The following is a 22,686-nucleotide window of genomic DNA, read 5'->3' as shown; positions in this document are numbered from 1 at the left end:
ATATATTCACACAAAAAGGAGAATGGAAAATGACAACAAACGAAATTAAAAGTAACGAGAATACTAGGTATATTAAATGCGTTTTTGATGTTAAGGATTTACTGGAAGATGAAACGAGAATTGAAATGTTCCTTCAATCTTTTAAAACATCTATACAAATTTTCATTAGTCGTGAAAAGGCTAAGCTAGCGGGTGAATCTAAATGACAACGAAAGCAGTGAATTTAACGACATTAGGTGATCTCGCTAAGAAATATGATGAGAAAAAGAAGGTTCAATTGAATGAAGAGTTCCATCTTTATATTTATCCAGAGTTTGCGCCCAGTAAAATTGCGGAAGTGTTAAAAGAGTTAAATACCGATTACTTCAACGGAGATAAAAAAGGTTTGAAGATTGATGAAGTTGCTATGATTGATTGGTTGTATTTCTTGATCATCAAAAAATTTACAAACCTTAAAATCCCAAATAACCTGAAATCTAAAATGGGTGCGTATATCAACTTAGTCGATAGTGGGTTGATGGGACAGATTATGATGTCATTTCCCGAAGAAAGCATTCAAAAGGTGCTAGATCATATCAAGAGTGTCGAGGATGCTGTAGATCAGCTTGTTGACAGTGATTTGGATAATAAGACGGAGCAAGTTATTAAAGCGTTAGATGAGCTGTAAGACACGTTAAATACAACGGAATCAAAATTAGAGAGGATTGATTTAAGGATGGAAAAGAAAAGTGACATTAATGTTCAAGAAATTGCGGACGGTATCGTTAGAAAGGTAAATGAAGTGGAGTGGGAAATCCGTCAACTAGATAGAGAGAGAAAATGGAAATTCGATAAATTAACAACAGATTTAAATGCTTTAAAATCATTAGATGGATTCTATAACATTGAAATTTCTGTTTTTGCTGAAAAAAATCGTTTGTCAGTAGATGAATATATTGAAGAGGTACACAAAGAACTTATTATTGACGTACCGCCAGGAAGTATTATTCTACCAGGGGTGAGCAAAAATGTTTAAAAAGATCAAAAAAGAGTTTATTGCAGTGGATTGTGACAAATGTTTAGTTGAGCGTTGCAACTCACCAGAAGGAATCCTGAATATGGTATCTAATATATGCCGTACTTTAGGTGGTGAGTTTTCACCTCAAAGGTGTGATTCCTGTAAAGAAAACAACACACAAATGTTTGATATTGATGGATTCAAAAGAGTTACCAAAGAAATGCTAGATCATATTGCCAAGCTAGAGTTTGAGAATGATCAATTGGCCAATCATAGGTTAGACCCGTTTTATGAACCAAGTGAAGAAGTAAAAGAAACAGTTGATCACATTGTTGAGGAATATAAAGATGAGATTGAAGAAGTTTTGTCGGTGAGTAAAGATGCCGATGAATGCAGAGGGAGATTCTCGTTTGTAGAAAATCCAAAGGAAGTGTTTAAGTATTGAGTGGATGTGAAATTTTAATACGATACCCTGACTGGAATAAGTTCAAAAATATTTTCGTCGATATGATTGACACTATTGGCACAATACATCAAAGATATAAGATTCTTGAAAGATATAAAACAGAATTATTGGAAGCATACACATCACCAAAATATTATATTAAAGTTGATTCGGAAGAGGAGCGACAAAAGTTACGATCATTAGATGAAGAAGCTATGGAAGAAGGAAGAAAATTCGTAGACACGCTCATTGATGGTTTACTTCTACTTCTCGGAACCAGGCACGATGATGCTGTAACGTACGCTAAATCTATGTTGAATTCCCTCTCAGTTGCTAAAGGAGTGTAAAGCAAAACATGTTAGATGAAAGAAAGATTAAATCGATCTCATTATTAGCTGAAGGAAGGAAGACAATGCAAGCTATTGCTGATGAAATTGGAGTCAGTCGTAACGCATTATACTTGTGGAGAAAAGATAATGAATACTCACTGGAGCTGGACAATGAGATACAAAACTTCAAACTTTTAGCACAGCAAGAAAGAAGCGCAAGAGCTAAAAATTGGTTTAAAAAATTGGAGAATATCGGTATGGATGATAGTCAAAAGACTAAGGATCAGCTAGACGCACTCAAAACGCTGCTGGCATATTCAGAAGGTACTCCAACATCTAAGGTTGAAATCACTGAAACAAAGTCTAATGAAGTAGATAAAGAAACAATCGAAGATGAGATTAAGAAGTGGAAGAAATCTAAGGAAAAGCAATAAAAACCCTCATCTATATTATACCATAGAGAGGGTTTGTTGCTCCTGTTTGCTTTCATATTCTTTAATGATTTTATAAAAAGTATTCTTTTTAAGCTGCAGTAATTCAGCAAATTGAACACCTGTAATCTCAGAGCTTTTCCATTTAGGATAGTTTGTTTCAAGTATGTTCTTTTGTTCCTTAGTTAGAGTGTCATAGCTCATTTTAGGTCTGCCAAGATGTTTCCCAGCTTTCTTAGCACCTTTAATTCCCTCTGCTTGTCTCTCCCTGATGTCCTCACGCTCTTTCTCCGCAAAGGCTGTTAGAAGAGTTAAAATGATTCTTTGAATAGCTTCTTTTAAGATGTCGTCTTGATCTTCGCTAGTGTTGATCATAGGCTCTTTAATGAATTTTAATTTAACCCCATTATCCACGAACCAATCATATTCCTTTAAAGTATCATTCATGTTCCTACCCATACGAGTAATTGAATCAAATACAATAGTGTCGCCAGATCGAACAATCTGTTTGAGCGTTTGATATGAAGGTCTGTCAAAGTTCTTCCCACTTTGTTTATCTATAAAAAGGTCACGCTCATCAATGCCAACTTTAGTCATATTGGCTATTTGTCTGCTTTCGTTTTGATCCTTTGAGCTAACTCTTATGTAACCGAATGTCTTTTGTGTCATGTCGATCATCCTCTCGTTTATCTTACTTTTATTATACCATATATGTTTATAAAGGTGTATATAAATTTATAAACGTTTATTAATTAATTTTGATATCTTTATAAACGTAAAAAGAGTAAGAAAGTGGCCGTTTAAGAACCCATACCTATATAAACGCTTTATCTCTTAATGAATCAAAGAATGAAAAAGTGAGATCGTTTAGAAAGTGTTTAAAGCTCGATATAGAAGCGATAAAACAGTTGATACAAATATATATCGAAGTAGATAACGTGGCTTAGAAAGGAAGCAGATAGGCTTTAACCCCCACCTTTCTGTTTTAGAAAATGCCCTTTTAAACGATAGCAGGGTACAAATTTTTTGCAGTATTTTTCAAAGTTTCGAGGTGATAAAAATAACCAAATCAATCAACATAAACACATCTGAAAATAGGATGTTTTTATATGAATATTTAGTCAAACAGGCAATCAGAGAGAATATGACTAAAACAGAAGCAGAAGACTTCGCATCTCATATGATGGTGAAACGTTCAGAAGATTTATTCACTTATCATGGATTGGCTTGGGAATTAGGTCAGAAAAATCTTGAATTCTTCTGTTTATTTTTCCTGCAAGATACATTTAGAGCACCTGATACGTCTGAAATAGCTCCTATTCATAGAGAGATATGGGAAGACATTGAAGGAATGCTTTTGCGAAATACACATGATAAGCAATCGTATATCCTTCCGAGGGGAACAGGTAAAAGCGCCTTCGCGAACTTACCAGCTGTTTCTTTTTCTGTTGCAAATAAGCTTAGAATTTTCACATTAGTATGCTCATCGACTGGTGACCTTGCTGAAAAGTTTATTAAGCAAATCAAAGAAGTTTTTGTAGGCAACGTTTATATTGAGTCGTGCTATGGCAAGCTTTTAGATCCCACAAACAAAAAATACATCTGTAATTCTTCGCAACTTGAGTTTACAAATGGAACGATGGTTGAAAGTATCAGTAGTAAAACAGATATGAGGGGTAGGAAGTATGGAAACACTCGAATTGAGTTAGCCATTTTAGATGATTACCAAAACAATGACGATTGTGCTACGGATGCAAACAGAGAGAAAAAATGGAGTCGCTTTTCTTCAGATGTTAACTTTGCGTTCCAAAAACCACAATTTGATGAAAATGGGAAAATGGTTAGACAAGGTGGCATTATGATTGGATGTGGAACAATTCAGCATCCAGAGTGTTTTTACAGTAGACTTCAAAAGTTACCTACCTGGAAGGTTCGTAAAGAAAAAGGGATTCTTGTAGATGATATTGATGAATTGTTTAATTCTGGTCTATGGGCTGAATTTAAAGACATTCTTTCAGATTCTAAAAACGAGAACAGGCTGCAACATGCAAAAGAGTTTTATTATCAAAATGAAAAGGAAATGAGATTTCCGATTCTGTGGGAAAGTTACTGGAACCCATTAGAAATGGCTCTTGCTTATTATGAAAACCCAGTTGCATATAACCAGGAAGTCCAAGGTGTCATCACCTCTACTGGACAAAAGAAATTCAAAACTATTATTACTGAATCTGCTGAGAAAATTGAAAGTCATGACTTTGTTAAAACCATGCTTTCTATTGATCCAGCAGGAACACGAAACAAACAAAAGAAGAAAAAAGACTATTACGCTTTTGTTGTAGGCAGTATCTCAGATATGAATATCAAATACGTTCGTAAAGGTACTGTCTTTAAAGGTGAGTATGAGGATTACATGGCTTGCACGTTGAAGTTGCTCAAACAATATCCCGACATTACTTTTGTCAACATTGAGAAAAACGTGTACAACGGAGCGGATGTAATTCAACTTCAAGAACTAGTTAAAAAAGATCCTGTATTATCTGGCAGAAATATTGAGTGGTTGAATAATGCTGTTACTAAAAACAAGGATGACAGAATCAACACTATTGTCGGTGATGTAAATATGGGAAGAATCATTTTTAATGAAGAGGATGAAGATGCCATTCAACAACTCAAGGATTTCGCTGGAGCGGATTTCTCTGCTTATGACGACTTTCCTGATGCAGTTGCAGAATGGTCTAAAAGAATAAATGAAGTAGAAGACATAGGATATGTTCAATCAATACCTAAGAACTGGTTCTTCTAAAGAGGTGTATGAGTATTTTTGATAAAGAAGAAATTATAAAAAAGCTGCTAGATGAATTGAAAATGACTAAACCCAATTATGATAAAAAATGGCGATACTATAGTGGGGATCATGACATTCTTCATAAACGTATTGCCAATGACCCGATGAAAAATGATATGAGGGTTTACTTTAACTATTGCAGGAAGATGGTTCAAAACAGTGTTGGATATTTGTTGGGTAAACCAGTAAGTTACAATTCTAAAACAGATAACAAAGAGTTTTTAAGTTTGATTGATTACAACTTTAATACATGGGAACACAACCATAACATTAAATTAAAAATTATATCTTCGATCAATGGTCATGCATATGAGGTTAGCTTTATTAATAGCGAAGGTGATTTTCAGTGTGCTGTATATCATCCGTCTGAAATGATTGTGCTACACGATAATTCTGTTGAAAATAGGATTACTTTAGCTGTTCGTAAATATAAAGTTAAATTTGATGAAAGTGAGTACATTGATGTCTGGGATGACACCCATTTCCGAAATTATAAGATTAATGGTGGAACTTATGAACTTTTACAAGAAAAGCCACATAGGTTTTCACGCTGTCCAGTAAGAGAACTAAAGAATAACGATTCTAAGAAATCTACATTTGAAGATATTATGAAGATTATCGACATTTACAATGCTATCCTGTCGGTATCAGCACAAGAAATCATGGATCATCGAAACTCTTATCTCGTTTTTAAAAACTGTAACATTAAAATGGAAGACGCTAAAAAAATGCGAGAAAACGGTATTATTAAGTTACCTAATCCAAATTCTGAAGTGGAATGGCTTACAAAAGACATCAATGCCACTTTCTTAAAAGACGTACTTCAATTACTTCAAGATGAAATCTACGCTCAAAGTCATCAGGTTAATTTAAATGAGAATTTCCAAAGCAACACTTCAGGAGTAACAATACGATTGAAACTCCAAGAGCTTGAAAATCAGTCAGCAATCAGTGAGTCAGACTTTGACCAGTTGTTAAAATCAAGGCTCAAACTTTTCTGTGAATATTTAGCGCTTAAAGACATCAATAATGAGAAGTTTGATTATAAAGATATTGCTATCTCCTTCACACGAAATGTTCCAGTTGATGATGTTGCCAATGCTCAAATGGTAGCTACATTGAATGGAATAGTTCCGCATGAAGATCTCCTCGGAAAGCTATCTTTCATTTCAAATCCTTCTGCAGCGTATGAAAGGCTACTTAAACAACTAGAAAACAGCAAAGATACGACACCTGGTAAATCAGATTTAATAGTAATTCCAGCACATGAAGACCCTGTTGATCCGACAGGGTCTTAATTATGCTTTAAATTCGGGAATCCTGTGAGTGGTTAGGGCAGGGAAGTATGAATGTGGGTTAGACATACAACAAAAAAGACTTTATGGCGAGTACATAAAGGCAAATTAGATGGAGTGATATATTTATGAATTTAGAAGAAGTAAAGCAGTTTCTAGAACAACAAAAAGAAACGCCAGAAGTGAAATCATATTTAAATGAGCTTTCTGCTTTATCAGAGGATAAAGTCAGACAGTTTTTAGACACTGATGGTGGAAAAAAGGTTCTTCAACCACGTTTAGATCAACATTTTACAAAAGGGTTAGAAACGTGGAAAGCTAATAATTTGGATAAGCTAGTTGATCAAAAGGTTAAAGAGCTCAATCCAACTAAAAATCCACTTGAAATCAAAGTTGAAAAATTAGAAAAAACTCTCAAGATGAAGGAGATCAAAGAAAAAGCTTTAGTGAAGGCTCACCAAGATGGTCTACCGACTCAATTAATTGACTTTTTTCTATCTGATGATTCTGAGAAAACAGAAGCTAATCTCAACACTTTCAAAGATGTTTTCGATCAACATTTGCAAAATAAGACAAAAGAAAGACTTAAAGAAGATGGCATTGATCCAAAAGGTAGTCTACAACAACCAAAAACATTTACTAGAGAACAACTTCAAGGATTGACTCAAGAACAATATAAAGCTAATGAGGAAGCTATTGATAAGCTTCTTTCATTAGATTAAAAACTATAAAAGGTTAAGGTGAATTAAATAATGGCGTATGAAAATTTTATTCCTGTTGTATGGTCAACTAAATTAAACGAAGCTTATAAAAAATCCCTGGTTTTTGGCAACCTAGTCAATACAGATTATCAAGGTGATGTTAAACATGGTAATACGGTTAAAATCAATAGTTTTGGTAGTGTAACTATTGGCGATTACGATGAAAATGGTGTAGGTGAACCAGAGCAAATTGTTGGAAGCCAAACTGAACTTAAAATAGATCAAGCTAAATACTTTAATTTTAAAGTTGATGATATCGATGCAGCTCAAGCTAATATCAATCTTCTAAGTGGGCAATTAAAAGAGGTTTCATACCAGCTTGCTGATGTGGCTGATCAATTTATCGCAAATTTATACACTGGTGTTGATCCTAAAAACACTATGGGAACAGATGAAGATCCTATGAGAATTGATTCTCAAAATCTATATAATAGACTGGTTAGTCTTAATGTGAAACTTTCTGAAGCTAACGTCCCTAAACAAGGCAGATGGGTTGTTCTTCCTGAAGCTGGTCATGGGCTATTACAAAAAGATCCCCGCTTTACTAAATTCCCTGAAGTTTTATATGACGGTTATATTGGCAATGTGGGTTCGTTAAAAGTTTTCACTTCTAATAACTGTCCTACAGTAGGGGATAATTATAAAATTATCGCTGGTCATAGTTCAGCAATCTCATTTGCTTCTCAAATTGACAAACTTGAAGCTTTTCGTCCTGAAAAGTTTTTCGCGGATGCAATTAAAGGTCTGCAAGTTTATGGAGGCAAGCTTGTTAAACCTAAGGGCATTGCTGTTTTGACAGCTTTATTTATGGATGAACTATAAGAAACTTAGGAGGGGGATTCCCCCTCCTTTTTTAATTAAAAATAAAGGAGTATGAATTATTTGTGGATTAAAAATAAAGTTACAGGTTTAGTTTGGAATGTAACTGAAGATCATTACAATTATTTGATTAAGCAGTCTGATTACGAACAATACATTGCAAAGAAGAACAAGAAAACCAAAACCAAAGTCGAAGACAATGAAACGGCAGGTGGAGACAATGAATCAACTTAAAGATTTTAAGATTTTAATTGATGAAGAAGTTGATGATGCTGTTTTACAGCTCTATATTAATGATGCAGAAAACTTCATCCTAAATCATTGTAATTTAGATGAGATTCCTAATCGTTTATATTCAGCCCTTCTAAATATCGCAGTTTTCAAATTTAAACTGAGAGGATACGAAGGAGTCAAAAGAGAATCAATGGGAGCTGTCAACGAAACGTTTCATGAAACGATCCCTGCCTATATTATTAATGAGTTGGATGACTATAATAATAACAATCAAACAGTTAAGTTGCTGTAAAAGGCCATATCATGAATTTTAAAAAAATCTTCTACAAAATAGATATTGAAACTGTCCCAAGTGGAAAGATTAACGAGATCACTGGGAAACCAATCATGGAAAAGGTAGAGAAATATACTCCATATAAATGTGAGTTCCAGCCTTTAGATGAAAAGATGTATCAGTCTGCTTTAGGTAGATTTCCAGATGTCACAGATTTGCTAATTTGTCGGCCTTTGAAGTTTCTGCAAACAGGAGCAGAGATAGTGTACAAAGACATTAAATATGAAGTTCTTTACCGTCCCAGGGATTGGGGGAAGCATATTGAGGTATTTGTAAAACCGAAAAAATAATGAAAAGAAACGCTTCGACTACATTTTCGAGGTGTTTCTTTTTTTTATTTTTGTTTTATTACAAAAGGAGATGTAAAAGTGAGTGAGCAATTAAAAATTATTGTTACACCAATGGCTGACACCTCGAAAAAATCAGTCGATCAAATAAACAGTCAAATTAAACAGTTGCAAGGCAAAGTAAACGGTCTTAAATTAGATATCAATCTAGGTAAAGATGTCTTAAAGAGTCTTGAAAATATTTCAAAGCGTTTTTCAGAGAATCAACGCAGCTTAAGAGATTTCAATTCAACAATTAAAGAGTTCGAGACTGTTTTCAAAAATGCAGATGGATCAATTAAAACAGTCAATCAGAAAATAAAGCAAAATGGAGAAATCCACGAAAAAACCCGAAAAGTCATTGATAATACAACAAAGAGTTTAAGAGAAGAGGCTAAAGAAGTAGCGAAGCTTACTCAACTTACGGAGCGGCTTGGTCAGAAACAAAAAGAAGTAAACAAAACTGACGGCTCTGGGAGAAGAACAGGAAAAGTCGAAAAGTACAAAAACGGCTTTGATGATGTTACATACGCTTCTGATAAAAATGGCTTAAAGTCTGTAAAAACTGTAACTAATTACGACCAGCAGCGAAAAGCTATTGATGCGTTACACGATGCATTGGAGAAATTGCGCCAAAAAGGAATAGTATCAGATGTTACTTTGACATCTTTAGGTAAGAAACTGAATCTGGCTCAAAGTGCAAATGAGATTGAAGCGCTTCGAGGGAAAATAAAGCTTTTAGATGATAAGTCAGCAGCAGTAGCCAAGACGCAAGAAATACAGCGTCAAATTCAGTTATATCAAAGACTTGCTGCAGTTAAAGCTAGTAAATTAACATCCCAATATGGCTCATCTATAAGTGATACAAACTCACAAGCAATTCAGCAATATCTCTCATCAGTAAATGCTTTAACTAGTCGCACACCTAAGCTTCAAAGTCAGATGCAGACTTTAAATGTTCAGTTCAGAGAGCTTTCGGCAAATGTAACTAACTCAGCTCAGAACATTAACACATTTGGCGGTAGGTTAGGCGATGCATTTGCAAGGATGCCAGCCTATTTAATTACTGGATCGATATTCTTTGGTGCAGTTAGCGGTCTAAAATCTATGGTCGATAATGCTATCATGCTTGACTCTAAAATGACTGAAATTCGAAGAGTAATGGATGCTCCTGATTATAAGTTTAATGAGTTGTTACAACGTTCAATCGATCTAAGTAATGAACTGTCTAACAAAGTCGCTGATGTCCTTACAATGACATCTGAATTCGCCAGACAAGGTTATAAAGGTGACGAACTCCTCTACCTAACTAAAACCTCTCAAGTCCTTCAAAATATCTCACAACTTCAACCTGAAGATACCGTTAAGGCACTTACATCAGCAATGGTCAACTTCGGTATAGCTTCAAAAGACTCTCTCAAAATTTCTGATGCTCTAAACGAAGTCGATAACAACTTTCAGACATCTTCATTAGATTTAGCTCAGTCAATGCGCAAATCAGCAGCGGCAGCAAAAGTTTATGGTGTAAGTATGGAACAGTTACTTGGCTATACAGCAAGTATTCAATCAAGTACAAAAGAGTCGGGTAACGTTACAGGGAACGCACTAAAAACCATTTTTGCTAGAATTCAAACGAACAAACAAGCAGTTTCAGCTTTAGAAGGAATAGGAATAGCTGTTAAAGATGCAGGTGGAGAAGCTATACCTGTTGCGGATATCTTAGAGAAACTAGCTGGAAGATGGAAAACACTGTCTCAAGCTCAGAAGCAACAATTAGGTATCACAATCGCTTCTCAATTCCAAAATACAAGATTCTTAGCGTTAATGGAGAACTGGGAAACAGCTACTAAAGCAACTTCAATGGCCATAAACAGTCAAGGAAGCTCGATGAGGGAGCAAGAGAAATACTCTCAGTCATTAGAAGCTAGGCTAAACAATCTATCTAATAAGTTTGTAGAGCTTTCTGAAGCTGCAAGCAGGGCTTTTATTAGTGATGGTCTAATCGCTGCTACTGATGTATTAGGCGACTTGTTAGCTGTAATATCAGGAGTAGTCAATTCCATTGGTTTTCTCCCTACGGCTTTCCTAACAGCTAATGCAGCTGTATTTGCGTTTAGTAAGACGGCTAGAGCAATGCAGACGGCCTTAGTGTTTGGCGTAGGTGCTTTGAGCGCAAGTCAAAAAGCTTTATTAGGCGTTGAAGCAGGGATGTCTAGAGCGGCACTAGCTACAAAGGCTATGACTGTAGCATGGAGAGGATTGATGTCTGCAACAGTAGTTGGAGCAGGTTTAGTTTTGATTGGAGTAGCCCTAGAAAAGATTGTAGGAGCTTACTCAGACGCTAAAAAAGCTAGAGAAGAATTTGAACAAACTCAAAATACAAATATTGAAGCACTTACAGTCAATAAAGATCAAACAGAAGAATTAATTAAGAGATATAAGGAATTAGATAAATCTAGGCGTGATGGCGGTCTCACAACAACAAATGAGCAAGAATATCTTAAGATAACCCAAGAGTTAGCTAATCTGTTTCCTGCTCTGGTGGAAGGTGTAGATTCAACAGGAAGAGCACACTTAGTTTCTGCTGAACGAATTGATAAAGAGACTGAAGCCGTTAGAAATTTAATCAAAGCAAAAAAAGAAGAAACTAAAGTTCAAGCTTCTGACACTGCTCGAGATTCGATTAACAAAATCAAAGATTTAAATAAAGAATTAGAGAAGAAACAAAAAGACTTAGACAATCCATTTGTATCTGATAATCCCTTCATTAATGCAAAAGCACCTATATCTAAGACAGATGTTGATAAAGCTAAAATCAAAACGGAAATGGAGTCCATTCGTCAGCAAGTAGTAAGCGCTTCTTATGAAATGAAAGATAAGATCATTGAAACTGCAGAAGCGTTTAGCAAATTAACAATTAGTACAAGTTTAAAAGACCAAATTAAGCAGGTTGTTGATGCGCTTAATCTTGATGAATTGACTGATCCTAAAGATGTTGAGGAATTTGAGAGGAATTTAGGTAGGATCCAAGATGCATTACAAAGAGCGTTAGATGATAGTGATTCAGGTGGGTTTGAAAAAGCTAAAGAAGAATTAGATGCATACCTGTCTAAATACCAGGTATCAGATTCAAGCATTGATATCATGAGTATCAGCATGGACAAGTTAAAGGGGATAGTTAATGACACTGCTGTTACCTATGACGAATTTGGGGATGCAGTTGACGAAACAGGCAATAAAGTAGCTGATTTAAGCAGTCGCCTTAAAGAAGTTAAAGGCGATATTGAAGCTACGGCTGATGTGCTGAATCAATTAATTAAATCTGGTCAAACAACAGCAGCAATGGAAGCTTTGCAAGGTGAAGTATATGATGACTTAGCAGACCAAATGTCTCCTCTCAATGATCTGTTAGAGAAAATGGCTGAAGGTAAAGCTATATCAGCCTCTGAAGCAATGAAGCTTATTCAGAAAGAAAAAGGTTTATCAGAAGCTATCTCCGTTGAAAATGGTGTAGTGAAAATAAATCGTGATGCAGTTGTAAAATTAAGAAACGTTAAACTTAAAGCATACAATGACATGCAACAATCAGTTAAACAAGACCTACTTAATCAAGCTAATGCAACTGCTAAAAAGATTAAAAACTATGGTTTAGAAGTAAAAACAATTCAAACTGTGGCTGATGCCCAATCTAATTTAGCTGCATTAAAGAAAAAGATTGATGATGGTGGAGCTAGAAATCCTACTGAACTGTTAGAGATGGATAAGGAATATGGTGAAATGTCAGATATCACAAGTCAGCTCGAAGACTTGGATAAGATGTCTGAGTTGGTAAACTCCTCATTAACCGAAGTTGGCACATCCTATGAAACAATGTCGGATTCAGCTGACAAAGCTTCAAAATCAACGAAAGATTCAATTTACGTTGCAGACAAATATAAAGAAGCATTAGAGCGGGTCAATAAGCAGATTGAAGAACAAAACAGAAAAACTAATGACTACCCTAAATGGTCACAGAAATATCGTGATTCAATTAAGAAGGAAATCAAAGCTTTAGAACGAAAAGAAAAACTTCTTAAGAGTCAGATTAAGCTTCTTAAAGAACAGATTAAATCTGGATACATTGCTCAAACGGGTATTGTTGATTCTTCTTCATCCTACTCCCCTTCTAGTTCTTCATATTCTGCTTCAGGTGGTTCTTACTCAGGGAAATACTCAAACATAATTAATCAAGCTGCATCGAAATACAATGTCCCAGCTGCGTTAATTGCTGCGGTTATTAAGCAAGAATCTAACTTTAACCCTAATGCTCGTTCATCGGTTGGAGCAACTGGTTTAATGCAACTTATGCCTGCTACAGCAAGAGGTCTAGGAGTTAAAAATTCTAGGGATCCTTACCAAAACGTAATGGGCGGTACCAAGTATCTTAAGCAAATGCTTGATAAGTTTGGATCGATTGAAAAAGCATTAGCTGCATACAATGCGGGGCCTGGTAATGTAACCAAGTATGGTGGCATTCCTCCATTTAAGGAAACGCAAAATTACGTTAAGAAAGTAAACAACTACTTTAAACAAATGGGCGGTTCACTATCCTCTAGTGGCGGATCGGCTGCTGGTTACTATGACTCAATGAGAAGAACATCTCATTTCGGTCAGCAAGAAAAAGGTTTACGCTCTGCTCCTCATAAAGGTTTAGATTTGGCAGCTAAATATGGTACTCCTATTAAGTCTCTAAAATCAGGTAAAGTCCTCACTGCTGCATACTCTAAATCTGCTGGATATTGGGTTGTTGTCCAACAAGATGATGGTACCGTAGCCAAGTATATGCACATGCAAAAAGGACTCAATGTTAAAGCTGGTCAAAAGGTTCAAGCTGGTCAAACTCTTGGTAAGATGGGAAGTACTGGTCGTTCTACTGGTACTCATCTTCATATGCAGATTGAGAAAAACGGTAAAGCTATTGATCCAGAAGCATATATGCAACAAATCGGCTCAGATTTGTCTAGCTCTGAAGCTGAACGTCAACAAGCTATTTCACAAGCTAAATCAGATTTATTGGGACTTGAAGGTGATCTATCTTCTGTCAAAGACCAAATTCAAGACCTACAATATGAAATCGTTCAGTCAAAACTTGATGAATTCGAGAAGCGTAAGTCTGATTTAGAGTTGAAAGTTGCTCAAAACCAATCTAAAGCTAGTCGTTATCTCAATGACAGCGCACAGTTTAGAAAATATACAAATGAGCAACGTAAAGCAGTTGAAGCGCAACAAAAGATTCAGAATCAAAAAGTTAATTGGATCAACAAAGAGTTAAAACAAAATAAGCAATTAAACTCTGCTCAACGTGCACAACTTAGAGAAGAATTAAAGCAAGCTAAGCTTGATCTCATCAGCATCAAAGATCAGGTTTATGAGTTACAGGCTACTATTGTTCAATCTAAAACCGATCAAATTCTTAATAACATTGATAAGTCTTTCAAAAAGACTGAATCAAAGCTTAAGAACGTCGATATCAAGATCCAGACAACCGAAGAAGACAAGGATAAAGTTAAGTACTATAGTCAGCAAATCAAGCTGATTCAACAGCAACAAAAAGAAGCTGCTAAATACATAACACAGCTTGAAAAACAGAAAAAAGCAGCTAAGGGATTTCCTGAAATCCAGAAACAAATATCTGATGAAATTTCTTCTTGGAAAGATAAGCAAAAGGATTTCAATTTAGAGCTATATCAAACCAAGAAAAGTATTAAAGATATTTACAAATCGCTTGCTGATGAAGTCGTCTCTATCTATAAAGAGATGTACGAAAAGATGCGTGATATTGAGCTTGAAGCTCATCGTAAAGCTACTCAAGATATCATTGATGGCATCGATAAGGAAGACGATGAAGCTAAGTTCCAAAAAGATTTAAAAGATCGCCAGGAAAGTATTCAAAAGCTTTTAGATCAGATAAATCAATATGCGTTAGACGACTCAGAATTTGGTAAGTCAAAGGTAAAAGAACTTACTGAACAGATGCAAAAAGAACAGCTTGATTTAGATCAATTCCTAAAAGATCGTGAAAACTCCAAGCGTAAAGAAGCTTTGCAGGATCAACTTGAAAAAGATGAGAAATCAATCAACACCAAGTATGATGATCTTGTAAATGATGAACGTGGGTTCAAGAATTTAGAAGGAAAATTGATGAATGGTAAGATCAGTGACATCAATAAGCAGCTTTCTGAGTTCACTAAATTCATCAATTCAAATATGGAGTCAATTGGCAAGTCTATCTCTAACAATTTGATCGATAAGCTTAAAGAGGCTTCAAATGCTCTCGGTGTTGTCGTTAAGGGAAATACAACTGGACAAAAGATCGCTCGTTTTAAGACTGGTGGATCAGTTGGTAAAGTACCAGCCCAAGGAGCTTTAGCTGTAGTAGATGATGGAGAAATTGTCCTCAATAAACAAGACTCAGTTAACATGCTTAAAGCTGTCGAGTTGCTTAGAGAAACAAAGATAGAAGATCGAAGTATGGGAGCAATAGCAAAGAGTTACGAGTCAATACGAAGTATGTTTAACAATGTTGCTTCTTCAGTAGTTATCCCTAAACTATCGGTTCCAGGATTTGAAGTGTCAGAGTCTAAGAATGTTACGAACAATTATTCAGTGAATATGCACATTGATAAAATGGTCGCTGATGAAAAAGGGGCTAATAATGCACTGCAAGCAATTCGCCAGGGATTAAAACAAATGAAAGGTAAGGTCTAATAGGTGTATAGACTGTATTCTATACACCTATTTTTTGTTTGTTTTTCCCAAGATTTTGAGAGATAATTGAAATTGAAAGTTTTTGTTTTCATCGAGAGTTAATGAAGACATAGGAATCTTTATAAAATCATTCTTTTAAAGAGAGGGGATAATATGTTTTTAGAATTAACAGAAGATGAAAAAAAACAACTTGAATACGAAGTTATTCTTCCAAAAACGAGATTGGCACTCACGAGATATCTACGCACGCTTTGCCTAGATGAAGAATATCAAGTTAGGAGCGGTTATTTAAACCGAATTATTAACATAGCAAATCACATTCTAGGTAAAGAAATTTTTATCTATGATGATTACGAAGAAGTTGAAGGTAAATCTACAGTGGTACAAATGGGGCATTTAGAGCTAATATTGAAAATATCAAACACTGTTCAGTTTATTGAAATAATTTTAGATTTGCTTAATAATGGTTTAATTGAGCTTAATATTGTTAATCGAGTTCTAAAAACTCACAATGCATCGTTCAAGATAGAAGAACTTGACGGAGATTTCATAATTGAGATTGATGATTTGACTGAAAAAGAGCAGTTTGAAGATGTTAATGAACATAAAAATATTAGATCTCTAATAGAACGTATGAAAAATATGATGAACGATGAAGATTATGCTGGAGTTCTTCACACAGCTGCCAGTATAGCAGAAACATTAGCCAAAGAGGTAGTGCAGAAACCAAGTATAGTTGATAAATCTTTGGGATCTTTTATTGGTTTATATAAGAAAGAAACAAAACTCCCAGAAAGCTTTATTGATTATATTAAGTATATCTACAATAAAAGAAACAGTGAACCTCTGTCGGGACATGGTAGTATAAATGAGCCAAGTATCACAAAAGCAGAAGCCATTATAATTTCAGAAATGACTAAAGCTTTTGTGATTATTGAGAAAAAGCTGATGATTCAAAATTAGCCAATAGGCTGGTTTAGAATAAAAGAAGTATTTTGAAGAAAGTAGGGGAGGGATTAATATGAAAGTATCTTTAAATGATGTTAGACCTGGAATGTGAGAAAAAGAACCCTTTAATTTTGGGGTTCTTTTTTATTTTTAGACTTTTTTATATTTGTGCATTAGGTGTGAAGCGAAATCATAAAACTCTTTTGAAGCCACAACTTCTTTAAAGAATTTTTCTATTTCTGGTGTTACCTGTGTAGTGATTCTATAGTTCTCAATTGATTCTTTTCTCTTTTTTGATTTGTTTTCGTGTTGTTCGCTCATGTTGATTAACCTCGGTAAATTTAGATTCCATACGTGCTTCTTTTATGATTATATTTGCTAATTCTTGATAGAATTGATCTTCTGTAACTACATCACCATATACTTGAGGGAAAATTGCTATTGAGTAGGGTTTTCCTGGAAAAGTCAATGTTTTTGTTTTGTTTTTCTTTGCGTGTTCAAAGTTTTCTTTCCATCTTCCTCTGTTTGTCTTAGCCAAAATAAAACTCCTCTAGTTGAATTTAATAAATTAATAATAAGAAGAATAGAGGAGGGGGTCTATATGTAAATGATGGTAATAAAAAACCACCTACACATCAATGTAAGTGGTCATTTGTACAACTACTTAATAGTATTCACATCAATCCCATTAAGTAGAGTCATTGTTTGCTCGTTTTCTAGAAACGATGTTTAGAACAAGCATGAATATAAACAATATACCTCCAACTATCCCTGTGATTATTTCATCTTTTGAAGCAAAGTTCACAATGGTGATAATTAAAATGGCTAATACGCCGAGTAAGGATAAATTATTTTTCATAAAAAAATCCCCTTTCTAAAACATATTGTACTATAGAAATATTTTTACATAAATGGTAAAATTATATCAATCTTGATTTATTAGGAGGAATAGAATGAGAAAACTAAGAAATTACATCTACATAATGGTGTCCGTCTTTTTATTTTCAATGGTTGCTCCAAGTTTTGCAAGTGCCATTGATACTAGTGATGCAGCTCCCACTAAAAATGAGCGTTTAGCTGACAGTGAGATGTTTGATCAAACTGAGAGTGTCCTTAAATCAATTGAGAATATCCCCAATGCAGTTTTAGATAAGGGAATAGAAGCTACTGCAGAATGGTTTGAGAAAGAAACAGGTTTGTTCGTGTCTATTTATTACAGAGATGGGGAAGGATTTTTGAAGTTTGGAGAACAAGACCCTAATGTTATTAGAACTTCTAATGTTTTAGGATGTATTACTGCTGTAGGTGTTGCACTTGTAAGTAATGCATTTTCTTTCTCTAAGATTACAAAAATAAAATCTGCGTTAAAAGCTTTGGGCGGTACATCAAAAGCAGTGAAAGATATCAAAAAGTGGTATGACAAATATCGCTATGGTGGCTTTTCTCGATATAAAGCTATGGATAAAGCTTTGGATAAAGTTTCAAAAAATTTAAACAAGGATGTTAAAAATGCTCTTCTAGACTTTTTCAGTTTAACAGGAGTTGCTGCAAACTGTTTTTAACTTTTAAAAATAAAAACAAGCGAGATATTTATCGCTTGTTTTTTTATTTTGCTTTATCTTCAATTCGTGTCAAAGAATTTTCAATCTTGTCTATGTGTGTATAGACATTTTCAAAGCCTTCATGCAACTCATTGCTCATCTCATTAAGTATATTAAGAATTTGTTCGGTCATTTCAATTCACCTCTGACCAATTATAATACTGCTCATTTTCCTCCAGCTTGGTAACTGTGGATTTAATTTCTTTCACATCTTGTTTAATGATTGAGACATCCGCAGCTAATTGTTCAATCAACTTGAATAATTTTTCGTCCATTTTGCTTACCTCTAATTTATTTATCACTATTGCAATTGTTTTGTTTAACGAATTGCAAAAAATAAAAAGCAATACTTTTGCTTAAGAGTCTTCCTCGATTTCTTCTAATTCAACTACATCGTGTATTTCACATTCTAGATATTCGCAAATTTTAATTATAACCCCTAACGATACAATCTCACCTTTAGACATTTTGGCAAGCGTTGCAGAAGAAATGTCCGTATCATTTCTAAGATCGGATTTTTTTTTGTCTTTCCTTATCAAAGTGATTTCCATTGGTTTATAACTTGGTCTTAATCTCACTAAAACACACCTCTTCATTATAATCAACTATTTAGATTGTAACATATAATGTTTAATTATCTAAAAATAAATTTCAAAAAAGTATTGATTAATGTTTATTTATGGTTTATTATATGTTTAGAAAGTTAAACAAAAACAAAAAGTAAATAAACATTATGTTAGGGTGATTAAATGAATCATATCAAAATCGTTCAAACCGAATTCAACACACAAGAAATCAACAATCTTTACACAGCAATCATCGTTAAAGAAGGTTATGCAGTAGGGGAGTGTGATGGCCAGGTTGTTTTAGCTGAAATCACTCAACGAACTGACGGTAAATACGATGAGGGAACGATCTGGTATATAGGAAGAAACGTTCCGTATGCAGACTTAGAAACGCTTGCTGAGGTCGTTACACATCTATTGAAGCAAATCACGCTTTGGGAAGTCTTAACCGATTTGAGGATATTAGAACCGAAGAATCAAGAAACAGAATTTGACTGTATAATCCTTGATCCAACTAAACCAATTACAAAGGGGAAATGAGCATGTTAAACATTGTTAATCCAAACTGGAAATTATCTGTAGGTCAAAGAGTACAAACGTTATACGGACTAGGAACGATTGAAGAAGTACATAGCAATGATCAATATGGAGTCGCTGATGATGAATATAACATGCTTGATGTTTATAGTCGTGATGAATTAGCTGTAGTGGGGTTAAATTAATGGGGAAGTTATTTAGAAGGTTCATAGATGAGTTACTGTTTGTAACAATCATGAGCACATTAGGGCTATTCCTACTGCTCATGATCGTCATTTCTAGCTGATTAGAAAAGTGTTGGCGCACTATCTAATCTGATGGGTTGGTACAAATCCCATGATACCAGCCCATTCTAACTTATTTTTAATCTATATTCAATATTTTGCATTACGACCTCATTTAAACATAGGTCGTGCATTTTGTGAGGTAAGTAAAGTTTACCTCACAGCTCTAGTTCAAGGTGAACCATACTTAACTGAATAGAATCAGTCTGTACTCCTGAATCAAGGTGTTGTCTTTAGTGATGCCTATTTTAAGGGTAAGACTGTCGTGGAATGCGCTAACACACGTTAAACTTGAAAGGGTAGTGACTCAGCCGATGCAAAAAATGAGGATAGGATACCACTGTGCTTCCCTATTTGCACATGTATCTGAAAGGCGAAAGCTGCCATTAAGTGCTGAACGAAGGATGGGTGTATCGTTTCTGACGATGCAGGACAAGCCACGAGTAGGAGAACCCAAATTTGGGGGCTCTGAAACTGTTAGGGACACTTGACACAGTAGGCTTGTTTGGAGAATAACCAACGGCAAATAGGGTGACACATACGGATACCATAAGCTTGATACACTATCAAGTTAGTCAGTCGCCTGTCTGAGTTTGTTTATTTTTTTACAAGCAAATTCAGGCAGACAACTTGTCCAGCCGTTGTCCATTGCTTTCAACCTATCAAGCCAAAAAGCAAACGACAAGTCAAGACTAATAGTGAAAATAAATTTCGATATGTCACGAAATATCAAACAGGAGGAAAATGTATGAGTAGAACTGAAGAAATCAAAGAATTCACACGAAAAATTAAAGAGTTGGAAAACAAATATCAAGTGAAGATTATTGCAGAAGACGAGTATGTGGGATTACTTTACCAAGATAAACTTGATAACATACTTTACGAAAATTCAAATGGAGAATTAACTAAAATATAATATAAAAATTACGGAGTGATAAATATGAAAAAAGAGAAATTATTGAAAATATTTAATGAACTTTTGGAGGACTGGTATAGTGCAGAATGCACTCTGGAGGGATTTGCAACATTTCAAGATGAAGACTCAATAGAAAAACAGAAGAGAGAGTATGCTGAACGTTTTAATGCAGTGTTAAAACAGTGATTAGAGAATCCAAATTTAGATGCTCCTCTAATATTCATCAGCCCCAAATCTAGGCCAAAGGATTAGCTTTATTTCTGTCAATTTGACAGGTATTAAAGGGAGTAGTTTTAACCGACACCCTATATGACAGGAACACTATGACGGTCACCACTATCATTTTAAATGAGGGTATTAGGCTGCCTAAATTGAACTTAGGAAGTAAATGAATTCATTATCAATTAAAGTCTGTAGTGGGAGTGCCATATGTTAAATGTTACGCTTAAACCATTTTCTTCCTTGGACGATATATTAGACGAGGTGATCTATTATGAAAAAGAAAAAAAATAATGAGATGGATTTTAACAAAAGCACCCTCGAAGAAAACTTAACAAATAAGTCAACACGGAAACTAATCAAGTTTCTAGAAAAATCATTTCCTAGTCAACAAAAGTCTTCAGATATTGAAGATAAGATTAAGGCTATAAGGTGTTTAAAAAAAGACTTTATTTTATATGCAATAGCCAGATTGGAGAAGATTTGTTATATAAGTGATCTTAGACAATCAATAATAGTAGTGGGATTTTTCGTAACTACTATTTCACTAATATTTAGAGAATCAGGGATCTTTAAACGATTGTTTCAGTTAAATTTAGATTATGGGTGGATGTTTGTCATATTTGCTTTATTGCTATTTTTTTTAATGTACATGGCGTATAAAGATAGAAAAAGATACATTGTATCACTTCATTTTAAAGAGTTACTAATTCAAATAAAAGAAGATATGAAAAAGAAATAAACTCATACAAGCAAGTAGCTGGACAGGCCATATTTGAGATTGGTAGACGGTTGAAACATGTGAAAGAGAATGATTTAGTTCATGGTGAGTGGGGGAAATGGTGTGAGTCGATTGGAATAACTCAAGACCTTTCGAGAAGATATATCAGAGTGTTCGAAGAATTTAATGGAGGAAATCACGTGACGTCACGTGATTTAGGATTGAATGCCCTTTATGAAATTGCTCAACTATCTCCCGAACAAAGGATACATCCGCAGACTGTACCATCCACAGGTGAGACAAAAACTGTAGACGAAATGACTGTACGTGAGCTGCGTGAAGTCAAGAAAGCTTTAAAGGCAGCTGAACAAGATAAGAAGCGACTGGAACGGGAGTTAGATGAAGCTAAGAATATGGATCATTATGAATTAATTGAGGATTAATTATTAACCCATGTTATCATAGAAGAAAATGGATGTTGGGGGATTGTCATTAAATGCTTAAATCAAAGTTAGTTGTTTGGACGTTTATCGTTGTGACTGGATTCTATATGTTGGTGAGTATATGGAACATTGCTGTATTTCCAGATAAGACATGGACAGATTACGCAGGACAGATTCTAATTGTCGTTTTTGGGAGTATGGTCAATGGTTTCATTGCTGCTTTCTTTATGTACGCAGCAGCCATGTTAGTGAGATATATTAATGGTAATAAAGCTTAAATTTGCAGACAGGGAGATGTTACCTGTCTGTTTGTTTTAATTAAATACTAATTAAAGTTTATTAAAAACTAAGGGTGGGGCATTATGCCAACACCTTATTCGTCGTTCTTTAATTTATAAATTGTTGTATAAAAAATAAAAAATGAAAGTAGGAATTAAATGTTAAACATCAAAATTGATGAAGAAGAAGTTAGAAAACTTTACATAGATGAATTGGAGAAACACTTAAATAAGCTCGACAATGAAAAACTGTTTTGGAATACTAAGGAGCTAGAATATCAGACAAGTATGTGTATGAACACTATGCAAAAAGAGTTTTTCTTTGATAAAGATTTCCCAAAAAGAAAGATAGGGAACAAGTGGTATTATCCTGTAGCTCAAACTAAAGAATTCTTATTAAAATGGATTAATAATCAGTAAATCAATGGGGCTAATTTCAATGTGATTTTGACCACCAAATTGACCACCATTTGACCACCGATGGATAATTTAAGATAAGTTAAGATGAGGGTTCTATCTGTTAAAACGTTGATTTAATAGGCTTAAGAAGCTACAAATTACATATATTAAGCAATAAATCATGTTTACAACACACTTCTTCACATGTTAA

General features: G+C 34.6%; 30 protein-coding genes. 24 read left to right on the top strand and 6 right to left on the bottom strand.

The window, feature by feature from the left end; genetic code table 11:
- Nucleotides 1–29 precede the first annotated feature (29 nt).
- The 6 genes from BA1_RS19075 to BA1_RS11810 are packed head-to-tail and all read left to right on the top strand — an operon-like array spanning nucleotide 30 to nucleotide 2,205.
- On the top strand, nucleotides 30–206 hold the full coding sequence (locus BA1_RS19075) for a hypothetical protein (protein WP_155887869.1): 177 nt from the start codon (nucleotides 30–32) through the stop codon (nucleotides 204–206).
- Complete coding sequence (locus tag BA1_RS11830) at nucleotides 203–667, top strand: hypothetical protein (RefSeq protein WP_008359207.1); 465 nt, start codon at nucleotides 203–205, stop codon at nucleotides 665–667. Before BA1_RS19075 ends, BA1_RS11830 begins: the two co-directional genes overlap by 4 nt.
- Nucleotides 668–715: 48 nt before the next feature.
- Entirely contained in the window at nucleotides 716–1,015 is a 300-nt protein-coding gene (locus BA1_RS11825; RefSeq protein ID WP_008359206.1) for a hypothetical protein, read from the top strand.
- A complete protein-coding gene (locus BA1_RS11820) occupies nucleotides 1,008–1,442 on the top strand; it encodes a hypothetical protein (protein ID WP_008359204.1) in 435 nt (144 codons plus the stop codon). The genes BA1_RS11825 and BA1_RS11820 overlap by 8 nt, the downstream gene beginning before the upstream one ends.
- Nucleotides 1,439–1,789 carry a hypothetical protein gene (locus tag BA1_RS11815; RefSeq protein ID WP_008359202.1) on the top strand — a complete coding sequence of 117 codons (351 nt, stop codon included), beginning with the start codon at nucleotides 1,439–1,441 and terminating at the stop codon, nucleotides 1,787–1,789. The genes BA1_RS11820 and BA1_RS11815 overlap by 4 nt, the downstream gene beginning before the upstream one ends.
- Nucleotides 1,790–1,797: 8 nt before the next feature.
- Nucleotides 1,798–2,205 carry a phBC6A51 family helix-turn-helix protein gene (locus BA1_RS11810; protein ID WP_008359200.1) on the top strand — a complete coding sequence of 136 codons (408 nt, stop codon included), beginning with the start codon at nucleotides 1,798–1,800 and terminating at the stop codon, nucleotides 2,203–2,205.
- A 15-nt stretch (nucleotides 2,206–2,220) separates the two neighbouring features.
- Here the strand turns inward: BA1_RS11810 and BA1_RS11805 are convergent, their stop codons facing one another.
- Nucleotides 2,221–2,871 carry a recombinase family protein gene (locus BA1_RS11805; RefSeq protein WP_008359198.1) on the bottom strand — a complete coding sequence of 217 codons (651 nt, stop codon included), beginning with the start codon at nucleotides 2,869–2,871 and terminating at the stop codon, nucleotides 2,221–2,223.
- A gap of 475 nt (nucleotides 2,872–3,346) precedes the next feature.
- Between BA1_RS11805 and BA1_RS11800 the strand changes: the two genes are divergently transcribed.
- From BA1_RS11800 to BA1_RS11765, 9 genes are all read left to right on the top strand, one after another.
- Entirely contained in the window at nucleotides 3,347–5,005 is a 1,659-nt protein-coding gene (locus tag BA1_RS11800) for a hypothetical protein (protein ID WP_237739216.1), read from the top strand.
- Between the two features lie 8 nt (nucleotides 5,006–5,013).
- Nucleotides 5,014–6,345 (top strand): phage portal protein, encoded by a 1,332-nt coding sequence (locus BA1_RS11795; RefSeq protein WP_008359193.1) that lies wholly within the window; start codon nucleotides 5,014–5,016, stop codon nucleotides 6,343–6,345.
- 125 nt (nucleotides 6,346–6,470) lie between these two features.
- Entirely contained in the window at nucleotides 6,471–7,064 is a 594-nt protein-coding gene (locus BA1_RS11790; protein WP_008359190.1) for a DUF4355 domain-containing protein, read from the top strand.
- Between the two features lie 30 nt (nucleotides 7,065–7,094).
- Nucleotides 7,095–7,925, top strand: coding sequence for a phage major capsid protein (locus BA1_RS11785; RefSeq protein WP_008359188.1), 831 nt, complete (start codon nucleotides 7,095–7,097; stop codon nucleotides 7,923–7,925).
- 60 nt (nucleotides 7,926–7,985) lie between these two features.
- Nucleotides 7,986–8,156, top strand: a complete 171-nt coding sequence (locus BA1_RS19070) for a hypothetical protein (protein WP_155887868.1) — start codon at nucleotides 7,986–7,988, stop codon at nucleotides 8,154–8,156.
- The gene (locus BA1_RS11780; protein WP_008359186.1) at nucleotides 8,143–8,448 is read left to right on the top strand and encodes a head-tail connector protein; all 306 of its coding nucleotides are present in this window, start codon (nucleotides 8,143–8,145) and stop codon (nucleotides 8,446–8,448) included. Before BA1_RS19070 ends, BA1_RS11780 begins: the two co-directional genes overlap by 14 nt.
- An 11-nt stretch (nucleotides 8,449–8,459) precedes the next feature.
- The gene (locus BA1_RS11775) at nucleotides 8,460–8,780 is read left to right on the top strand and encodes a phage head completion protein (RefSeq protein ID WP_008359184.1); all 321 of its coding nucleotides are present in this window, start codon (nucleotides 8,460–8,462) and stop codon (nucleotides 8,778–8,780) included.
- A 78-nt stretch (nucleotides 8,781–8,858) separates the two neighbouring features.
- Nucleotides 8,859–15,563, top strand: a complete 6,705-nt coding sequence (locus tag BA1_RS11770; protein ID WP_008359181.1) for a phage tail tape measure protein — start codon at nucleotides 8,859–8,861, stop codon at nucleotides 15,561–15,563.
- Between the two features lie 153 nt (nucleotides 15,564–15,716).
- Entirely contained in the window at nucleotides 15,717–16,526 is an 810-nt protein-coding gene (locus BA1_RS11765; RefSeq protein WP_008359179.1) for a hypothetical protein, read from the top strand.
- Between the two features lie 256 nt (nucleotides 16,527–16,782).
- On the opposite strand, the gene BA1_RS11760 is transcribed toward BA1_RS11765, so the two are convergent.
- Nucleotides 16,783–17,049: a hypothetical protein gene (locus BA1_RS11760; protein ID WP_008359178.1), complete on the bottom strand. Its 267-nt coding sequence runs from the start codon at nucleotides 17,047–17,049 to the stop codon at nucleotides 16,783–16,785.
- Nucleotides 17,050–17,199: 150 nt separating this feature from the next.
- On the bottom strand, nucleotides 17,200–17,370 hold the full coding sequence (locus BA1_RS19300; protein ID WP_193352009.1) for a hypothetical protein: 171 nt from the start codon (nucleotides 17,368–17,370) through the stop codon (nucleotides 17,200–17,202).
- A gap of 94 nt (nucleotides 17,371–17,464) precedes the next feature.
- Here BA1_RS19300 and BA1_RS11755 point away from each other — a divergent pair, with 94 nt between their 5' ends.
- Nucleotides 17,465–18,073 carry a hypothetical protein gene (locus BA1_RS11755; protein ID WP_008359176.1) on the top strand — a complete coding sequence of 203 codons (609 nt, stop codon included), beginning with the start codon at nucleotides 17,465–17,467 and terminating at the stop codon, nucleotides 18,071–18,073.
- A gap of 43 nt (nucleotides 18,074–18,116) precedes the next feature.
- Here the strand turns inward: BA1_RS11755 and BA1_RS19665 are convergent, their stop codons facing one another.
- The 3 genes from BA1_RS19665 to BA1_RS11750 form a co-directional block, all read right to left on the bottom strand.
- Complete coding sequence (locus BA1_RS19665; protein ID WP_272942721.1) at nucleotides 18,117–18,245, bottom strand: hypothetical protein; 129 nt, start codon at nucleotides 18,243–18,245, stop codon at nucleotides 18,117–18,119.
- 1 nt (nucleotide 18,246) lies between these two features.
- Complete coding sequence (locus BA1_RS19065) at nucleotides 18,247–18,387, bottom strand: hypothetical protein (RefSeq protein ID WP_155887867.1); 141 nt, start codon at nucleotides 18,385–18,387, stop codon at nucleotides 18,247–18,249.
- Between the two features lie 81 nt (nucleotides 18,388–18,468).
- Nucleotides 18,469–18,690 (bottom strand): helix-turn-helix domain-containing protein, encoded by a 222-nt coding sequence (locus BA1_RS11750; protein ID WP_008359174.1) that lies wholly within the window; start codon nucleotides 18,688–18,690, stop codon nucleotides 18,469–18,471.
- Nucleotides 18,691–18,861: 171 nt separating this feature from the next.
- Between BA1_RS11750 and BA1_RS11745 the strand changes: the two genes are divergently transcribed.
- The 8 genes from BA1_RS11745 (at nucleotide 18,862) to BA1_RS11715 (ending at nucleotide 22,496) form a co-directional block, all read left to right on the top strand.
- A complete protein-coding gene (locus BA1_RS11745) occupies nucleotides 18,862–19,218 on the top strand; it encodes a hypothetical protein (protein ID WP_008359172.1) in 357 nt (118 codons plus the stop codon).
- 2 nt (nucleotides 19,219–19,220) lie between these two features.
- Nucleotides 19,221–19,400 (top strand): hypothetical protein, encoded by a 180-nt coding sequence (locus BA1_RS11740; RefSeq protein WP_034739239.1) that lies wholly within the window; start codon nucleotides 19,221–19,223, stop codon nucleotides 19,398–19,400.
- Nucleotides 19,401–20,247: 847 nt separating this feature from the next.
- Nucleotides 20,248–20,415 (top strand): hypothetical protein, encoded by a 168-nt coding sequence (locus BA1_RS19060; protein ID WP_155887866.1) that lies wholly within the window; start codon nucleotides 20,248–20,250, stop codon nucleotides 20,413–20,415.
- A gap of 24 nt (nucleotides 20,416–20,439) precedes the next feature.
- On the top strand, nucleotides 20,440–20,601 hold the full coding sequence (locus BA1_RS19055; RefSeq protein WP_155887865.1) for a hypothetical protein: 162 nt from the start codon (nucleotides 20,440–20,442) through the stop codon (nucleotides 20,599–20,601).
- Nucleotides 20,602–20,908: 307 nt separating this feature from the next.
- A complete protein-coding gene (locus BA1_RS11730) occupies nucleotides 20,909–21,376 on the top strand; it encodes a hypothetical protein (RefSeq protein ID WP_008359168.1) in 468 nt (155 codons plus the stop codon).
- A 50-nt stretch (nucleotides 21,377–21,426) separates the two neighbouring features.
- Nucleotides 21,427–21,798 (top strand): DUF3102 domain-containing protein, encoded by a 372-nt coding sequence (locus BA1_RS11725; protein ID WP_237739215.1) that lies wholly within the window; start codon nucleotides 21,427–21,429, stop codon nucleotides 21,796–21,798.
- Nucleotides 21,799–21,911: 113 nt separating this feature from the next.
- The gene (locus BA1_RS11720) at nucleotides 21,912–22,076 is read left to right on the top strand and encodes a hypothetical protein (RefSeq protein WP_237739214.1); all 165 of its coding nucleotides are present in this window, start codon (nucleotides 21,912–21,914) and stop codon (nucleotides 22,074–22,076) included.
- Between the two features lie 159 nt (nucleotides 22,077–22,235).
- A complete protein-coding gene (locus BA1_RS11715; protein ID WP_008343967.1) occupies nucleotides 22,236–22,496 on the top strand; it encodes a hypothetical protein in 261 nt (86 codons plus the stop codon).
- Nucleotides 22,497–22,686 lie beyond the last annotated feature (190 nt).

It is taken from the genome of Bacillus xiamenensis (genome assembly GCF_000300535.1).
GTDB lineage: Bacteria > Bacillota > Bacilli > Bacillales > Bacillaceae > Bacillus > Bacillus xiamenensis.
The sequence above is the reverse complement of the archived record's forward strand: the minus strand, read 5'-3'. Positions and strand labels throughout refer to the sequence as shown.

Coding starts and splice junctions, on each gene's coding strand:
- BA1_RS19075 (WP_155887869.1), top strand. CDS start 30: ATGACAACAAACGAAATTAAAAGTAACGAGAATACTAGGTATATTAAA.
- BA1_RS11830 (WP_008359207.1), top strand. CDS start 203: ATGACAACGAAAGCAGTGAATTTAACGACATTAGGTGATCTCGCTAAG.
- BA1_RS11825 (WP_008359206.1), top strand. CDS start 716: ATGGAAAAGAAAAGTGACATTAATGTTCAAGAAATTGCGGACGGTATC.
- BA1_RS11820 (WP_008359204.1), top strand. CDS start 1,008: ATGTTTAAAAAGATCAAAAAAGAGTTTATTGCAGTGGATTGTGACAAA.
- BA1_RS11810 (WP_008359200.1), top strand. CDS start 1,798: ATGTTAGATGAAAGAAAGATTAAATCGATCTCATTATTAGCTGAAGGA.
- BA1_RS11805 (WP_008359198.1), bottom strand. CDS start 2,871: ATGACACAAAAGACATTCGGTTACATAAGAGTTAGCTCAAAGGATCAA.
- BA1_RS11800 (WP_237739216.1), top strand. CDS start 3,347: ATGACTAAAACAGAAGCAGAAGACTTCGCATCTCATATGATGGTGAAA.
- BA1_RS11795 (WP_008359193.1), top strand. CDS start 5,014: ATGAGTATTTTTGATAAAGAAGAAATTATAAAAAAGCTGCTAGATGAA.
- BA1_RS11790 (WP_008359190.1), top strand. CDS start 6,471: ATGAATTTAGAAGAAGTAAAGCAGTTTCTAGAACAACAAAAAGAAACG.
- BA1_RS11785 (WP_008359188.1), top strand. CDS start 7,095: ATGGCGTATGAAAATTTTATTCCTGTTGTATGGTCAACTAAATTAAAC.
- BA1_RS11780 (WP_008359186.1), top strand. CDS start 8,143: ATGAATCAACTTAAAGATTTTAAGATTTTAATTGATGAAGAAGTTGAT.
- BA1_RS11775 (WP_008359184.1), top strand. CDS start 8,460: ATGAATTTTAAAAAAATCTTCTACAAAATAGATATTGAAACTGTCCCA.
- BA1_RS11765 (WP_008359179.1), top strand. CDS start 15,717: ATGTTTTTAGAATTAACAGAAGATGAAAAAAAACAACTTGAATACGAA.
- BA1_RS19300 (WP_193352009.1), bottom strand. CDS start 17,370: ATGAAAAATAATTTATCCTTACTCGGCGTATTAGCCATTTTAATTATC.
- BA1_RS11755 (WP_008359176.1), top strand. CDS start 17,465: ATGAGAAAACTAAGAAATTACATCTACATAATGGTGTCCGTCTTTTTA.
- BA1_RS19665 (WP_272942721.1), bottom strand. CDS start 18,245: ATGACCGAACAAATTCTTAATATACTTAATGAGATGAGCAATGAGTTG.
- BA1_RS19065 (WP_155887867.1), bottom strand. CDS start 18,387: ATGGACGAAAAATTATTCAAGTTGATTGAACAATTAGCTGCGGATGTC.
- BA1_RS11745 (WP_008359172.1), top strand. CDS start 18,862: ATGAATCATATCAAAATCGTTCAAACCGAATTCAACACACAAGAAATC.
- BA1_RS11740 (WP_034739239.1), top strand. CDS start 19,221: ATGTTAAACATTGTTAATCCAAACTGGAAATTATCTGTAGGTCAAAGA.
- BA1_RS19060 (WP_155887866.1), top strand. CDS start 20,248: ATGAGTAGAACTGAAGAAATCAAAGAATTCACACGAAAAATTAAAGAG.
- BA1_RS19055 (WP_155887865.1), top strand. CDS start 20,440: ATGAAAAAAGAGAAATTATTGAAAATATTTAATGAACTTTTGGAGGAC.
- BA1_RS11730 (WP_008359168.1), top strand. CDS start 20,909: ATGAAAAAGAAAAAAAATAATGAGATGGATTTTAACAAAAGCACCCTC.
- BA1_RS11715 (WP_008343967.1), top strand. CDS start 22,236: ATGTTAAACATCAAAATTGATGAAGAAGAAGTTAGAAAACTTTACATA.